This window comes from Perlabentimonas gracilis (assembly GCF_011174675.1).
GTDB classification, from domain to species: Bacteria; Bacteroidota; Bacteroidia; order Bacteroidales; family Tenuifilaceae; genus Perlabentimonas; species Perlabentimonas gracilis.
Genome location: NZ_JAANIG010000034.1, coordinates 33,252 through 50,190 on the forward strand (window position 1 = coordinate 33,252; position 16,939 = coordinate 50,190).

The 16,939-nt window shown below is 44.6% G+C and carries 12 protein-coding genes and 1 rRNA gene; 9 read left to right on the forward strand and 4 right to left on the reverse strand.

From position 1 onward, the window contains the following. Positions 1-123 precede the first annotated feature (123 nt). Positions 124-2,274 (reverse strand): sensor histidine kinase, encoded by a 2,151-nt coding sequence (locus G8O23_RS13495; RefSeq protein WP_166365715.1) that lies wholly within the window; start codon positions 2,272-2,274, stop codon positions 124-126. A gap of 292 nt (positions 2,275-2,566) precedes the next feature. Here G8O23_RS13495 and G8O23_RS13500 point away from each other — a divergent pair, with 292 nt between their 5' ends. The 9 genes from G8O23_RS13500 (at position 2,567) to G8O23_RS13540 (ending at position 13,188) form a co-directional block, all read left to right on the forward strand. Beyond that, positions 2,567-3,904, forward strand: coding sequence for a saccharopine dehydrogenase C-terminal domain-containing protein (locus G8O23_RS13500; protein ID WP_166365716.1), 1,338 nt, complete (start codon positions 2,567-2,569; stop codon positions 3,902-3,904). Between the two features lie 119 nt (positions 3,905-4,023). Next, the gene (locus G8O23_RS13505; protein WP_166365717.1) at positions 4,024-5,226 is read left to right on the forward strand and encodes an exo-beta-N-acetylmuramidase NamZ family protein; all 1,203 of its coding nucleotides are present in this window, start codon (positions 4,024-4,026) and stop codon (positions 5,224-5,226) included. Then, positions 5,227-5,826 (forward strand): class I SAM-dependent methyltransferase, encoded by a 600-nt coding sequence (locus G8O23_RS13510; protein WP_166365718.1) that lies wholly within the window; start codon positions 5,227-5,229, stop codon positions 5,824-5,826. It abuts the gene before it with no gap. A gap of 15 nt (positions 5,827-5,841) precedes the next feature. After that, positions 5,842-6,474, forward strand: coding sequence for a ribonuclease H1 domain-containing protein (locus G8O23_RS13515; protein WP_166365719.1), 633 nt, complete (start codon positions 5,842-5,844; stop codon positions 6,472-6,474). Position 6,475: 1 nt separating this feature from the next. Beyond that, on the forward strand, positions 6,476-7,372 hold the full coding sequence (locus tag G8O23_RS13520; protein WP_166365720.1) for a CPBP family intramembrane glutamic endopeptidase: 897 nt from the start codon (positions 6,476-6,478) through the stop codon (positions 7,370-7,372). 76 nt (positions 7,373-7,448) lie between these two features. Next, entirely contained in the window at positions 7,449-8,693 is a 1,245-nt protein-coding gene (locus G8O23_RS13525; protein ID WP_166365722.1) for an ABC transporter permease, read from the forward strand. A gap of 456 nt (positions 8,694-9,149) precedes the next feature. After that, complete coding sequence (gatE, locus tag G8O23_RS13530) at positions 9,150-11,138, forward strand: Glu-tRNA(Gln) amidotransferase subunit GatE (protein ID WP_166365724.1); 1,989 nt, start codon at positions 9,150-9,152, stop codon at positions 11,136-11,138. Between the two features lie 33 nt (positions 11,139-11,171). Continuing rightward, positions 11,172-12,557 (forward strand): Glu-tRNA(Gln) amidotransferase subunit GatD, encoded by a 1,386-nt coding sequence (gatD, locus tag G8O23_RS13535; protein WP_166365726.1) that lies wholly within the window; start codon positions 11,172-11,174, stop codon positions 12,555-12,557. A 7-nt stretch (positions 12,558-12,564) separates the two neighbouring features. Then, the gene (locus G8O23_RS13540) at positions 12,565-13,188 is read left to right on the forward strand and encodes an NUDIX hydrolase (protein ID WP_166365728.1); all 624 of its coding nucleotides are present in this window, start codon (positions 12,565-12,567) and stop codon (positions 13,186-13,188) included. Between the two features lie 19 nt (positions 13,189-13,207). Here the strand turns inward: G8O23_RS13540 and G8O23_RS13545 are convergent, their stop codons facing one another. The 3 genes from G8O23_RS13545 to rrf all read right to left on the reverse strand — a co-directional run. Next, positions 13,208-14,614 carry an MltF family protein gene (locus tag G8O23_RS13545; protein WP_166365730.1) on the reverse strand — a complete coding sequence of 469 codons (1,407 nt, stop codon included), beginning with the start codon at positions 14,612-14,614 and terminating at the stop codon, positions 13,208-13,210. 72 nt (positions 14,615-14,686) lie between these two features. Then, the gene (locus G8O23_RS17715) at positions 14,687-16,804 is read right to left on the reverse strand and encodes a putative porin (protein ID WP_166365732.1); all 2,118 of its coding nucleotides are present in this window, start codon (positions 16,802-16,804) and stop codon (positions 14,687-14,689) included. 51 nt (positions 16,805-16,855) lie between these two features. Then, positions 16,856-16,939: ribosomal RNA gene (gene rrf / locus G8O23_RS13555) — 5S ribosomal RNA — on the reverse strand; the annotation flags it as partial.

Below are 16,939 nucleotides of genomic sequence, written 5' to 3' on the forward strand. Positions count from 1 at the left end.
AAAGCTTATAAAGCTTTAAATGTAGACAAAAATCGATAAAACCTCAATTAATTTCTGCCTATTTTGGCGCTTTCCCAACACAATCGATTACATGCGTAGCAACATTACATAGCAGCCTAGGTGTTAATTTGCCGCGGGTACAGTAAAGTAGATTGTGCTGCCTTGCCCTTCGTGGCTCTCAACCCAAATGGTTCCACCATGCTTTTCAACCAACTCTTTGCAAAGAATAAGCCCCAGACCAGTGCTGGGCTCGTTATTGGTACCGGGCCGAGAAACTTTTGTGCTAATGCTAAAAAGATTTTTTTTGATTTGATCGGGCATTCCTATCCCTGTGTCGGCCACCGATACCACAACATAGCCTTTGTCGTTTGCATATGCTTTGAGAGTTACGCTTCCGCCACTTGGGGTAAACTTTATGGCGTTTGACACTAGGTTTCGGAATATTGTTCGGAGCGACTCCTTGTCGGCCAAAACGTTCAACCCTGTTGGAATGGAGCTGGTAAGCAGTATCCCTTTTTGGTCAGCCATATGGTCAACAATCTCCCTCACGTCGTCAAACAGTAAGGCAAGATGTAACTTTTGGGGATCAAATTTTTTGTGACCACGCTTAACCACTGCCCAGTTCAGTAGATTATCGAGCAGTTCGTACAGGTTTTTAGCAGTTATGTTAAGCGTTCGGATTATACTTTGCAGCTCATCCTTATCCATTTCATCGATACTTCCCGACATTAGCTCAGTTAGGCCAATAAAACCTTGAAAAGGCCCCTTGAGGTCATGCGCAATGATAGAAAAGAACTTATCTTTTTCGGCATTAACCCTAATAAGGTCTTCGTTCTGACGCCTTATCCTATCCTCAACTAGTTTTCTCTGGTTTATGTTTTGAGTAATACCAACCAACCTAAGTGGTTTTCCTGCACTATCTCGCTCCACCACCCTGGCATAGTTTGCAACCCATTGATATTCTCCTTTTTTATCCCTAATCCTAAAGTCCTTTGAATAAACCGTAGATTCACCCTCAAAGTGCTCTTCAAGGGTTTTTATTACATCAGAAAGGTCATCGGGGTGAATTAGCTGGTATATCCCATACATTGAATCTGGAATCTCTTCTTTGGTATAACCAAGCTCAAGGTAAACCTTAACACCTCCAACTCGAGTTCCAGTTATCAAATCATTCTCCCATGCATCAAGCCCTGCAGCATGCGACGCTAACTCGAGCCGCTGGGTAGCCGCTTTAAGCTTCTTACCCTCCATCGTCCTTTGGGTAACATCCTTAATTCTAACCATATACCCTAAGACACCACCTTTCTCGCCCGCTATAACTGAGTGTTCAATTTCAAGGTAAAAGTTGCCATAGTTAATAAAATGAATCTTATTGAAGGCTTTGGAATTAGAAAAATCAAAGAAATATGGTATAACATCTTTTACCCTCTGACCCAAGGGGTTGCTCCCGGTAAGTCTTAACAATAAAGCCGCCGAAACATTAATATCAACAATCTCTTCTTTGAGATTAACAACTATTATACCCTCTGGTAAGCTATCGAATAGGGTATTAAGCGCAATAGGCTTAACCCTAAAGAAATTCTTTTTGTAGATGGCCCAAAAAAAGATCACACCAGTAAACATAAATCCAACAGGAGTAATATCGACAAACCCCATGGGCCTTACTCCAAATATGTAGACCATGTTGGTAACAAGCGGTATTAAGGCGCTTAACAACAGCATTTTTATTACTCCCCTTTGTATTGGTGAACAGAGGAATACCATTCTGACAAGCAGGAAAATTGACGACAAGATAAGTGTGTAAGAGTATGCTGTATGTACCCACCACCACACACCATACTCAACAAAATACAGATCACCCCATAGCCTGGGACTCAATCCACTTACCTCGTAAAATAAACCATGAAACCTATTGGTGGCTAAAAAAAGTAAAGACGTAAGCGGAATAATCCAAAGGGTTCGGTTGATATACTTTTTATAACGTTTAAAGTTTTGGGTAAATTCTATGGTGAAAACAAACAAGAACACTGGGATGCTAACAATCCCCGTATAAACAATAAAGTTAAAAAAACTCTTAACTTCTATGGTGTTAGCAAGAATTTCTAGAGTGGCTCCAAAACTCCAGAGCGAAATTGCCATAAGCAGGCCAAAGAGTGACGGGGTATTTATTGAAGTGCGCTTTAACCATACATACAGGGCCAATATCCCTGTAATCACTGATGAAACTATAAGAATCAACAGGTAAACCCGAAGCTCAATGAATTCTATTATCATACCATAAGGTTTTATCAATATTTATCAAGTTACAAATAATATCTTTTACAAATGATGCTCCAGACTATTTACCTTCCAGCAAGCAATAAAAATGTTATTCGACACATAATGAACCAGCATATATTTGTATTTTAATTTAACTCAACAAGTTCCGAATAATATAGATTACTTCGGAAACTTTTTCCTCTTGCTAATTCGCACTAAAAACCATTACTTTGAGGTGATTGTAAAAAATCGCTGCAAATCAGCAGCTAGCAGAACGAAGTAACCAAACATTTAAACCTCCTTTTTAATGAAAAAGATTCTCATACTGGGTGCCGGAATGGTATCGAAACCCATAGTTGTTTATCTACTTAACAAGGGATACCAAGTTACCCTTGGCGATTTAGACCAATCGAAGGCGCAAACCATTACTGCTAACCACCCAAACGCGACAGCCATTCATTTTGATGTTAAGAACGAAGAGTTGCTAAACCGTATTGTGCTGGAACACGACATAACGGTAAGCCTACTCCCATGGGTGTTCCACCCAACGGTAGCAAAATACTGCTTGGCTCACAAAAAGAATATGGTTACCACATCATACGTTAAGCAACAGATGCAGGATCTGGATGAGAAGGCGAAAGAGGCTGGCATACTACTTCTTAACGAAATTGGGCTCGACCCCGGTATCGACCACATGTCGGCCATGCGTATCATCGACCATATCCATGGGAAAGGCGGTAAGGTTGACGAGTTCTACTCGTTCTGCGGTGCGCTGGTTGCACCCGAGGTGGAGAAAAATCCATTTAACTACAAGTTCACCTGGGCTCCCAAGGGGGTGGTTATGGCTGGCAACAACAACGGCAAGTACCTCATGAAGGGAAAGGTTGTGGATGTTCCCACCGAGGATCTTTTCAAAAAACCTATTAAGATGCATTGTTGCGATGTGGGCGATATGGAGGTTTACCCTAATCGCGACTCCCTACCCTACCTAGAGCTATACGGAATTCCCGAGGCACAAACCATGATGCGTGGCACATTTAGGTATTCCAAATGGTGCGAGGTGATTGATGCTTTTAAAAAGATAGGGCTACTGGGTTGCGAGAAGATGGATATGCAGAAGCTATCCTACGCTCAGATGCTTGCAAACCTTATTGGTGCCGATAATGCTGAAAGCATTCAGGAAAAAGTTGCCAATTTCCTTGGTATCGACACCAACTCAAACCCAATGGTTGCTCTGGAGTGGCTAGGGCTTTTCAGCAGCAAAACCATTGGACGTGATCAGGACTCACCATTCGAGGTGGTTTCGGACATCATGATTGACAAGATGATGATTAAGGACAACGAGCGCGATATGGTTGTAATGCAGCACACCTTTGTAGCCAGCTATCCCAATGGCGAGAAGGAGGTTATCCGCTCGCGGATGCTCGATTTTGGCACACCCAAAACCGATACATCCATAGCCCGAACCGTTGCACTACCAGCAGCCTGCGCGGTGGAGATGATTCTTGAGAATAAGATACAGGCAAAAGGGGTACATATACCCGTAATACCTGAGATTTACAACCCAATTCTCGATACCCTTGAAGACCTAGATATTAAGATGATTGAAGAATTTGGATTGCCCCTAAGCGAGAATATATGCTAAACCAGATATAGTGCTCCAGTTTGTGCCCTCAGAGAACATCCTGAGGGCATTTTTTTGGCAGTAACAATGCAGAACCATAGTTTTTTACTAATTTCGTGTACACAAATACCTTTTAGGCCTTGAAAATATTAGCAATACTCCTTACCCTGATCACTTTACAGTCCTGCCTGTCGGGGTCGCAATCAAACCATAAGGATAGCCAAACCATAGTTTTAGGCCCAGAACGGTTAGACACCTATCTTCCTCTGCTAGCCGATAAAAGGGTAGGCATTGTCGCCAATCACTCCACCATGGTGGGGCAAACTCATTTGGTTGATACGTTGCTTACACACGGGGTTAGAATTGAGAAAATATTTAGCCCCGAGCATGGCTTCAGGGGCGACGGTGATGCGGGTGAACTAATAAAGAACCACACCGATAAACGAACAGGGTTGCCCGTCATATCACTTTATGGCAACTCAAAAAAACCTTCGCACGACGATTTTAGCGGGCTCGACGTAATTGTATTCGACATACAGGATGTGGGCGTTAGGTTTTACACCTACATCTCCACCATGCACTACGTTATGGAAACCTGTGCCGAGATGAACCTTCCGCTTATTATTTTGGATCGACCCAACCCCAACGGGTTTTATGTTGATGGCCCAATACTTGAACCTGGCTTCACCTCGTTTGTGGGGATACACCCCGTACCCATTGTGCACGGTATGACCATTGGCGAGTTTGCCCAAATGATAAATGGCGAGAGTTGGCTTCCCGACTCAATGAAGTGTCAGCTTACTGTAATCCCTAACCTTAACTACACCCACGACTCAACCTACGTACTTCCCGTTGGGCCTTCGCCAAACCTACCAAACCAAACCTCCATATACCTGTACCCCTCGCTCGGATTCTTCGAAGGAACCGAGGTGAGCATTGGGCGTGGCACAGATTTTCCTTTCCAGGTTTTTGGTCACCCAGCATTCTCCCAGATGCCCTTTGAGTTCACCCCCGAAAGTAGGCCAGGCGCAAGCACAAACCCTCCGCTAAAAGGTAAACTATGCCATGGAGTTGACCTTAGGGATTACACTACCGTTTACTTCCTTGGGCTGCGCCAGCTAAACCTCTCGTGGCTACTGTATGCCTACGAGTCGTTTCCTAAAAACGAAAAGTTCTTCAACTCGTACTTCAGACTCCTGGCAGGGAACAGCACCATGCAGCAGCACATCGAGCAGGGAAAGGATGAGCTAACCATTAGGCAAGCATGGCAGGATGATCTCGAAATCTTTATGAAGATCAGGGAAAAATATCTACTTTACCCCGACTTTACTCGCATTGACTAGATGAGCGGACAGAACGAATGGAACGAAAGGTACGCCGACCAGCACCTTGTGTATGGTTATCAGCCAAACAAATACCTTAAGCAGGAATTAGCAAAGTTGGAACTCGGAGCTCTGCTACTTCCGGGCGAGGGTGAGGGTCGAAATGCCCTTTGGGCTGCAAAACAGGGCTGGGAGGTCACTGCTTTTGATGCAAGTGATGTTGCCCAAGCAAAGGCCAACAAGCTGTTTGCCCAGAACAATGTTTGGGTTCAATACCACGTTACCGATATACTTCACTTTGCCTCAAATCATCAGTTCGATGCCATTGGGCTAGTGTACGTTCATCTGCAGAAGGATATTCAGCAGCAGGTGGCCAACAAGCTAACCAGTATGCTAAAACCCAAAGGCGTTTTGATTCTAGAGATGTTTCATCCCGAGCAGATTCCCCTTACATCGGGTGGTCCAAAAAACCCAGCCATGTTTGCAGATATTAGTGAGCTAAAAGATCTGTATAAAAACCTAACCATTGAGGAGTTGAGAAAGGAAGAGATTGAACTAAACGAAGGATTGCTGCACAGGGGGAAAGCCATAGTTATAAGGATGCGCGCCGCAAAACCATAAAAAAATATCAGCAAAATGGCCAAAAAGAAGTACTACGTTGTTTGGGAGGGGGTAAAACCGGGGATTTACGAGAGCTGGGACGAGTGCCAAAAGAATATAAAAGGGTATCAAAACGCCAAGTACAAATCGTTCCCCACAAGGCAAGCCGCCGAGGCTGCCTTACAGGGCAACTACCACGATTACACCACTAAGCAAACCAACGTGGCGATGCAGCTTGAAGGGCTGCAGGAAAATCAACCCAAACCAATCTTCCCAGCTCTTGCAGTTGATGCTGCTTGGAACACCGCCACAGGCGATATGGAGTACCAAGGAGTTGATGCCAAAACGGCGCGCAAAATATTTAGGCAAGGCCCCTACTTTGATGGAACCAACAATGTGGGTGAGTTTTTAGCCATAGTGCATGGGCTGGCGTACCTTAAGCAAAAGGGAAGCGACTTGCCCATCTACACCGATTCCATGACCGCCATTAGCTGGGTTAGGAGGAAGAAAGCGAATACCACGCTGAAAAAAACCGGACGAAACGAAATACTCTTCGAACTAATTGCCCGAGCCGAGAAGTGGCTCCGTGAAAATACATGGCAGAACAAATTGCTAAAGTGGGAGACCCAAATCTGGGGCGAAATTCCCGCTGACTTTGGGAGAAAATAGCATGAAAGTATACAAAGGAAATACTGGCTGGGTTAGGGTTCTTATCATTGCCCTCCCTTACATTATTGTGGTTGGGTTATTTCAACTAATTGCTCATGTAATTTTGGGCATAGATACTAGCGAAATTGGCAAATTTAGCATATCAGAAAATCTGGCACATAAAGTTTTAATCCTTTTATTTTCTCTGCTTGGAACGGTATCGGTAGTTTGGTTGTTTGTTAAAACTATTGATAGGCGTAAGTTAATTGGCATTGGGTTGCAGCTTAAAGGTTTTAAACACTACCTAACGGGTGGCTTACTGCTTGGGGTTATATGCATTGGGCTAGGTTTCCTGATACTGCTGATGCTTGGGCAGGTAAAGGTTACATCTTTTGATTTTTCTGCGTCGGATCTTATTCTTTCAATCGCCATTTTCACCTTTGTTTCGCTATCGGAGGAGATACTATGCCGTGGGTACATCCTTCGAAACCTAATGATCTCGTTCAATCGGTATCTGGCGCTATTCATATCGTCACTCCTTTTTGCTGCATTGCATCTTGCAAATTCCCATTTAGGGTGGATTGGTTTCACCAATCTTTTCCTAGCAGGAATTACTTTGGGCTTACCTTACATCTACACCAAGAATTTATGGTTTCCCATTGGTATGCACCTTACCTGGAACCTCGCCCAAGCAGTCCTTGGGTTTAACGTAAGTGGAAATACATCCTACTCAATTATAAGAATAAGCAACTCAGGAAGCCCGATTTTGCACGGTGGAGAGTTTGGATTTGAGGGCTCAATAATCTGCACCATAATATCACTTGCAACCATAGTAGCGCTTTGGAGGTATTTTTCGGGCAAAGAGAAGGCCAAATGCATTGCCCACAAAGCACAGGTTGATTTGCTTTACAAACCTTAGCGAACGAATATACCCATGAGCCCTCGAAAGGCCAAACAAATTTGCTAAATTTGCACATCAATAAAAATACCCGCATTTGAGAATCGAGAGTTTTATAGCCAATCGCCTAACCGATCCGAAGGAAGCCAAGGGAAGCCTGTCGCGTCCTTTCATTAAAATTGCGACCATTGCCGTTGCACTTAGCCTAGCGGTAATGATTATTACCGTGTCGGTTATCACAGGGTTTAAGCGTGAGATTAGCGAGAAAACCATTGGCTTTGGAAGCCACATCCAGATAGTAAACTACGACCGCAACCTATCGTTCGAAACCGTTCCCATTAGCACCGAGGTAAACTTTTTACCCGAAATAATGGAGATTAAGGGCATCCGCCATGTGCAAAGGTTTGGGCTAAAGCCTGGTATTATTAGAACCGATACCGATATGCAAGGGGTGGTGCTAAAGGGTATCGATACGGATTTCGACTGGAGTTTCTTTGAAAAAAACCTTACCGAGGGCAATACACTTACCCTAAACGACTCTACATCAACCAATGGGGTGGTAATATCTCGAACCATATCGCAGCTGCTAAGGCTAAGTGTAGGCGATACCTTCGATATGTTCTTTGTGCAGGAGCCTCCTCGCATACGTCGTTTTACCGTGGAGGGTATATACAACTCGCAAATGGCCGAGTTCGATAAGCTGTTCGTGATCTGCGACCTGAAGCACATTCAACGCCTTAATGGGTGGGAGCCCACCCAGGCCACAGGGCTTGAAATACTGATTGATAACTTCCGAAGGATAAACGAGATAACCTACGATGTTGATGACATTGTAGCCTTCAACTTCCTTGAGGATGGCTCTAGGCTTCGGGTTATGAGCATTATTGAGAAGTATCCACAAATATTCGATTGGCTGGGCCTACAGGATATCAATGTGGTAATTCTGCTCACCCTAATGTTAGCCGTTGCTGGAATCAATATGATTGCCGGACTGCTCATTATCATCCTTGAGCGAACTAACATGATTGGCGTGCTTAAAGCGCTTGGCGCCGACAATAGGTTTATTCAAAACATATTCATTATTCAATCGGGCCGCATTATTGCGCGGGGACTTTTCTGGGGGAACCTAATAGGAATTGCTTTAGCATTAGTACAGCTGCATTTTGGTCTGTTTAAGCTCGACGAGGCCAGCTACTACCTATCAACGGTTCCAATCAACCTCGATGTAATTCACATTCTACTTCTCAATATCGGCACTTTTATGGTTACCATCGCCATGCTGCTAATCCCATCGCTGGTGATATCGCGCATTAGCCCCGATAAGACGATTAAGTTTGAGTAATTCCTTATCCTAGCTCAAATTATAAGACCACACTCTGTTTGAATGACCTGCCTGACTGGCGTCAGAGCAGGCTGATTGATTGATTGCCCTGCGGCGAGCTCGCAAAGTTCGCTCGGTTGGTTGATTGGTTGATTGGTTGTAGATCTCAGGTAAAAGGAATCAACCATTCACTCATTTTAAGGCTGGCAATAAGCAAGCAGCAACTGACTACCAACCACCGACCTCAGACCACCGACCACCGCCTACTGATTACCGATTACCGATTACCGATTACCGACAACCGCCTACCGATTACCGACCACCGATTACCGACCACCGATCACCGCCTACCGATCACCTGTTCATAACCCGTTAAAAAACTAATTGTCAATTCGCTTTGTGGTATCGGCAAACAATTTTAAATTTAGGGAGACTAAAATGAATATCTACCCTAACCAGCCTTTAACATACCGCACGATGAAAAAGAAATCCAGCGCCAGTGGCTTCGATCCCCGGAAAAACTATCTTCAGACCCAAAAGGACATTGGCTACGTAAGCCGCAAAAAGGCAAAAAAATCCGACTACGAACGCATTGGCTTTAAGTCGGGGCTTGAAGTACATCAGCAGCTAAAAACAAAGCAAAAGCTTTTTTGCCGTTGCCCTGCAGGCATCTACCACGACCACAACGACTACGATGCAGAAATTATCCGCCATATGCGGCCAACGCTCAGCGAAATGGGCGAATACGATGGAACAGCGCTTATGGAATTTAAAACCCGAAAGAATATCTTTTACCGCATCAACAACCAAACTGCCTGCACATACGAGATTGACGATACCCCGCCATTCCCCATTAACCGCGAAGCGCTTGAGTATGCCCTTGAGATTTCGCTTCTTAGCAAGCTCAATATTGTGGGCGAGGTTCATATTACCCGCAAGCAGTACCTCGACGGTAGTATCCCCACAGGTTTCCAACGAACTGCGATACTTGGGGTTGAAGGTGAAATCCAGCTAAGCAACAAGAAGATTGGCATACTGCAGCTGAGCATCGAGGAGGACTCATGCCGAGAAATTTCCGATATTGGGCACAACAGGATTTACAAAACCGACCGCTTGGGCATGCCGCTCATAGAAACAGTTACGCACCCACAATGTCTTACCCCCGATGAGCTGCGCGAGGCTGCCGAGCATATCCGCTTCCTAAACCGGAGTACGGGCAGAGTTAGAACCGGTATGGGCGCCGGGCGCGAAGATGTGAACGTCAGCTGCAAGGGTGGTACCCGGGTGGAGATTAAGGGTGTAGCCCACAATCGGTGGATTCCTGAACTCTCGCACAACGAGGCTTTCAGACAGTGGGCATTGCTAAATATCCGCACGTTGCTGCTCCAACGTTTTCCCGACCCTAAAAAGTGGAATTTGGAGTGGCAAGAAATATCTCCTAAAAAAATGGGCCTCGACTTTATCCCAACCAATGGAACAAAGAATGGGACTAAAATTGTAGCCATAAAATTACCTGGCTTTAAGGGTATCCTGTCGCACTTTACCCAGCCCAAGCAATCGTTTAGCAACGAACTGGCCGATAGGCTAAAGGTTATTGCTTGCATAGAGCGACCCAATATGACTAGCACCGAAGAGCTACACGAACAGCTAAGCGACAACGACGTACAAAAGCTCACCGAGCTACTTAAGGCTACCGAGAACGATGCCATTTGCATTATTTGGGGACCAACCGATGATATTCCCACAGCAATAGAAACCGTGGAGGAACGATGCAGGATGGCCTTTGAGGGAATACCGGGAGAAACCCGCAAATCGTTACCCGATGGGACCACCATCTTTGAGCGCGTACTACCCGGTGCCGACCGTATGTACCCCGACACCGACTCGCCACCAATTCCTTTACAGGAAGAGCTTATTGAGAAGCTGAGCAGCCGTATTCCACCAGAGGTCTCGAAACGATTTGTCCAGCTGAAGAGTTGGAAAGTCCCTGCCGATACGTACACCTATATCCTTAAGCGGAATCTTGTTCCCATTATCGAGCAGCTGGTCGATTTGGGAGTAACGGGCCGCTTTGCAGGCACGTTCCTTGGTCACACCCTAAAGCATATTGAGGGAACCAAGCCAAAGCACAGCAACTTTACGTACAATAGAATTGTCGATCTTTTCAAGTTCTTAAAGCAGGAGGGTTTGAAGTTTCAGCTAGCCAAGCTAATGCTTCCTCACATCTACGAGTACCCCAATATGGATTTCGATTCGGTACTAACAAGCATTGGTTTTAAGCGTAAGACCAAAGAGGAGCTGCTAGCACCAATTAATTATCTAATTGAAAAATTTAGAGAGATAAAAACATCAAAAGATGACAGCAAGGACATTGTGGTTAGTTGGGTTTTAGGCCAATTACACAAGCAGGCCATAGGTAATGTGTGCCTCAAGGAACTTCGAAATGAGGTTGAGTCCAAACTCTAGTCACTGTCATCACATCAATTAAACCACATCAAAATGGAAGATTTTTTTCAAGGATATAAGGGTCGCGCTCTTGAGGTACTTAAAAAGTATAACGCACGGGTTTGGGGTAAGGTAACCATACACACTACGCGTGGCGAGTTTAACGGAACAATACTACCCCGCGCCGAGAACGACGACGACAAGCATATTGTGCTAAAAATTGAAACGGGCTACAACATAGGCATCGATATCGTTACCATTAAGGATATGAAGGAAACTGGCTACTTTAAGGCCACCTACAAGATACCCGAAAAGGAATTCCCCTACACGCCCAACCTGCCCAAGGTAAAACTATTTGGCACAGGCGGAACCATAGCCTCGCGGCTCGATTACAGAACAGGAGCCGTAATACCAGCTTTCTCGCCGGGCGAATTGTATGGTGCAGTTCCCGAGCTGGCCGATATCTGTAACCTTACCACCGAAAAGTTGTTCGCTGTATTCAGTGAGAATATGGGCCCCGAGCAGTACAAAGCGCTGGCAATTGCCATAGGCAAAGAGATTGAGAACGGAATCGACGGTATTATCATTGGGCACGGCACCGATACGCTAAGCCATACTGCAGCAGCGCTCACGTTTATGGTACAAAACTCGCCCGTACCCATTGTGCTGGTTGGCTCGCAGCGCAGCTCCGACCGCCCCAGCAGCGATGCTGCGCTTAACCTAATGCACGCCTGCATTGCGGCAGGCCATTCCGATATTGCCGAAACCATGGTGTGTATGTTTGGCCCAACATCCGATGAGTACGGATTCCTCCACAGGGGAACCAGGGTGCGTAAAATGCACTCGTCGTACCGAAGCACATTCCGCACCATTGGCGATACGCCCGTGGCCACAGTTAGCCGTAACGACGGAGTTAAGCCCATCAAGGAAGATTACGCCCACAGGCGTAAGGATAGGAACGTAAAGATTATGCCCTACTTCGAAGAAAAAGTTACTATTCAGTACTACTACCCCAATATGCAGCCCGAGATTATTGATGCGCTAGTTGATATGGGTTACAAGGGTATTATCATTGCAGGAACAGGGCTAGGGCACGTAAATAAACCGCTGTACCCGGCCCTTGAGCGTGCTCATAAAAAGGGAGTTCACGTATATATGACCGTGCAGACCCTTTGGGGTTACGTACATATGTTTGTTTACGACACCGGACGCGATATGATGGCAAAAGGCGTGATTCCGGGTGAGAATATGCTTCCCGAAACGGCCTACATAAAACTGGGCTGGGCACTTGGACAAACCGACGATCCGGAAGAGGTACGCAGGCTGATGCTTACACCAATCAACAGCGAAATTACTCCCAAAGAACCTTACAACGGATATCTTGTTTACCAAGGAGGAGTTCCTGAGGTTGAGAGCTTCATAAGGCAATTCAGAAAGTGATGAGTTAATGAGTAATTTTGATAAGATAGTACGCCAACTAAAAACCAACTTGCTTAAGGAACTGCCTGGGTTTAAGGCACAGCAAAGGATGGCTCCCTCGTTTCGTGGGGGAGCTGGCTTTCCGAATTCTCCCGATACAAAAACACGCGGCAGCGCTGTGCTTATCGCCATTTATCCCAATGGCAACAAGGCCGAAACCATCCTCATCAAGCGAACGGTTTATAATGGGGCACACAGCGGACAGGTAAGCTTTCCCGGAGGCAAACAGGAGGATTTTGACGATTCGCTTACTGTAACAGCAATTAGGGAAGCGGAGGAGGAAATAGGTATTGATGCGAATAAAGTGGAAGTTATTGGCTCGCTTACGCCTCTATTTATACCCGTAAGCAACCTAATGGTTTTGCCGGTGGTGTGCACTATTCCTCGCCCCGAGCAGCTACATCCGAACCTGCAAGAAGTTGAGTACACAATTCATGCAGATTTAATGGATTTTAAAGCCCCTAAGAATCTTTCGGTTAAAACAATTTGTGTTGGTAGTATGCCAATATCTGCCCCCTACTATGCGGTTGAAGGCGAGGTAATTTGGGGAGCAACTGCCATGATAATATCAGAATTTACCGAGCTGTACTAAACCTACTGATATCCTTTTGCTAATCAGGGATAATATTCTGATAGTGCTTATACCTCTGCATTATCTGGCTCACGTAGTTATAGGTCTCAACCCCTCTAAGCATTCCATACCTTACGGTAGTATCGCAGTAAAATTCTGGGTTAGATTTGTTTAGTATAAAGAAGTCTACATTATTATCCCAAACATTGGGGTCTTTGCCATGCTTCTGGGCCAGATTTCTTGCGTCAATAACATGCCCCAAACCAGCATTGTATGATGCCAGGATAAACTTAACTCGCTGCTCAGGGTCGGTTACGCTATCCTCGAAACGTTTCTCGAGCCATTTTAGGTACTGAGCACCAGCACGTATTTGTGTTTGTGGATCAGCAATGTGATTTATTCCGAAGAACTCGGCTGTAGCTGGCATAAACTGCATTAATCCATATGCTCCCATGTGCGATTGCACATCATGCCGAAACCGGCTCTCCTGATAAACTAACGATGCAAATAGCCTCCAGTCCCAATCAATGGTTGAGCTAGCGTACCTAAAGCCCTCGTCCCAAGGTGAAATATTGCCAGTTCGCACCCTAAAAGTTTCAGTAAAAACCCTCCTAGCCCAGTATGGGTTATTGTAGTATTTGCCCCGAATTATTCTGTATTCTGCCGTTTGGGTAAAAGTTTCTAACCACTCATTCAGTGCGGCTAAAAGATCTTCCGATTTTTTAGAAACAGCCCAGGCCAAATTCTGATCGAAGCTAACTGGTGTTTCCACATCGATATTACCATAAAAGAACGAATTCACGCGAGCTACGTCCTCATCGCAAACCGTGAAATCAATTTCACCATTAGCTACAAGTTCAATAAGCTCGTCGGCCTCGTAGTTGGGCATTTCAACCACATGTATTTCGGCTCCAATCTCATCGGAAAGATTTTTAAGCCGATGTGCCGATGCTGAACTTTTTTGAACGTAAACTATTTGTTTCGCAAGCTGCAAGGGATTCTCTATTCGCCCAGAGCCTTCCCCTTTGCGCTGAACAAGCACCTGTTTTGTGGTGCTATGGGGAATGGTAAAGCCATACTTCCTCGCCCTTTCGTTAGTTATAGTCAAATTGTTAGCAAACACATCAACTCGCCCACCGTCTAGCATATCAAATGCTTTCTCCAGATCATTCTCGGCAATAATCTCCAGATTCACACCAATATGGAATGCGAAAGCCTGTAGCAGATCGAACTGATACCCCATGGGTGTACCCTGATAGATAAAATAGTTTGTAGTATTTATATCGGTAACGGCAACAAGAACCCCTTCCTCCACAATGCGCTCCAAATCGCGAACCCCTTCAGCCCCAGAAAAACGATTGTTTAGTGGGCTAAAGTTGCATTCAGAGAAAACAAGTACTACTAATAAACCAAAAATCTTAATCAAGTATTTTCTCAAAATACTCATACATAGTATATTGTTGATTAAACGGCAACAAAAGTAATGGATTAAACCTAAAGTACTTCTTTTTTTTGACGACTAGTCGTAGAATATCCACGAAACGCCAAACTTGAAAATCTGTGGATTTAGTGGGTAGGAATAGGCTGAAAAGTACCTGTTATGAGGGTAGCCTTGATTTAGATGCTCATACTTTACAAAAAGTATGGCTCGCTTCCATTTAAAATTGGCAAACACATCTACAGTTGGATAATTTCCTAATTTAACAAGCCGTTGGTTGTAAAACTGCCCTGTCACAGGGTTAAAGGCATCAGCATAAAACTCTGTACTGTAGGTGAGGTTTACGCCAAATTGCCCCGTTAATGCTCCAGGGACTAAAACCGACTCGTAGAATAGGGCGCTAAATGCAATAAAATCGGGTAGGCTCAGAGCGTCCGAGTTGGTGTTGGCTTGCCATACTACCCTGTTAAAAAAGTTGAAACCTTTCAGAAATCTAAAATTCTTTTGAACGTATGCCGATGTAATTGTGATATCGGATGTTTGCGATGGCAAGCTGTTGGAATTAAAGTAAAGATAATCGCTAATGTGTACAACATTGTAACCTATTTCGGTAGCCCATTTACTAATTTCGAACGAAGCACCTAGCTGAAACCTTTTCTCCTTGACTAGCCTATTATCCCACTTAAAATGATTACTGAAATATGTGCGGTAGAAAATATCTGGAGTGGTCTCCGATATCAATACCTTTCCTTTTAGCTGGGGCATCTCTGGATCGTTCCATAGCGAAATGCGCATATCTCCCCTAAGTTCCTTATCGTCTGCCCTGTCTCCGCTAAAGTAAACTTTTGCTGCCCCCCTGTACGACAGGTAAGGGCTCTCGCTAAACGCAGCAACACCTATATGGGCAGAGTAAAATGTATTATTCGAATGGCCACGAATATAATTATCGGGGTTAAACATATGGTACGACGAATGGGTGTAGCCCACCCATCCCCTTAAGCCAGGCATACCAGGAATATTCGCAAACTGATTAATCTCTAGCACAGCTTTCAAATCCCAATTGGTAAGAGCTATCGAATCGTATAATACCCCTTGCGTTAAATAGCTGTTGGTAAAGTAGTCCCCACTGCCCGTATTAATAAAGGTTCTTGAATGTCTCTCTCTCGACAAATGGAGCTTAGTACTCACTAAAGGAATATACCTATCAATAGTATCAGTTGCCAAACGCACCTCCTTTATATTGATGAAAGTGTAGCCCAGTAGAGCCGAAATTGATCTTTCACGAGTTATCGTTTTAGCATTCGCTAGCCATATAGGTATTAGCTTACTCTCAAGGGTGTCGCCCGGGACAACATCTGCAAACCTAATACCTCCGTTTTCTTCGTTGTTAAAGCTTCTATTGACAAAACTTGCCTGACCGAACATATTGCCCTTGTGGTAACTTCCAAACAGGGTAATTAAGTTGTTCCTAGTATGCTGATTTTCGTATATACCCTTAGTCCCAAAATGATCATAGGAAATACCAATATTGACATGCTTGTTTACATTCTGAGTATGCAGTACGCTGAATAGCTGCTCCATCTCCGATCTTTTCCCAGCACTTGTGTAAAATAGTGTGGTATAAGGCGAACGTACGTTATACTGAGGAATTGCCTGAACTCTATCTCCGTAAGCAGAAAAGTATCTGCTAAGCAGGAAAGTATTCGATTCAGGGCGAGAGAAGAAATGATTACTAACACTAGGACTCCCAATATTGCCTAAAAAGGTGTAACTCTCATCGATACTTTGCTGAGGATAAAAAAGATGATTTAACCATAAGGTTGTATCAATGGGTACCTGCTCATACTCGAGGAAATGATCATTAAACCTCCATGAGAAAATTCTTTTGGATAAAGGGATAGACAGTAACTCAATAATAGATCTATTCTGAATAATTCTATTTGTTCTCGACCTAGTAACATCCCCAATACTATCAGTAGGGATCGTATCTACTGCTGCTTTTACAGTAGTATCCAGAATGTTTGCTGGTGAGGGAAGCTTAAGCTTGAGAGTATCGGAGGAGCTGGGTATTGTATCGGGGGGCAAAATATACTGGTTAACACCCAAAGTTTTATTAACCAGAATACTATTTCCATCTGCATTTTGAGCAAATGCAGAGGTGATAACACAAACGGCTATGGCAAGAAGAGTAAACTTCATACAGGGTACGAATATACAAAAAAAAAGCCCCGATGTGCTCGGGGCTTTGAAGGATGGCGGCGACCTACTCTCCCACCTTTCGGCAGTACCATCGGCGCTGGTGGGCTTAACTTCTCTGTTCGGCATGGGAAGAGG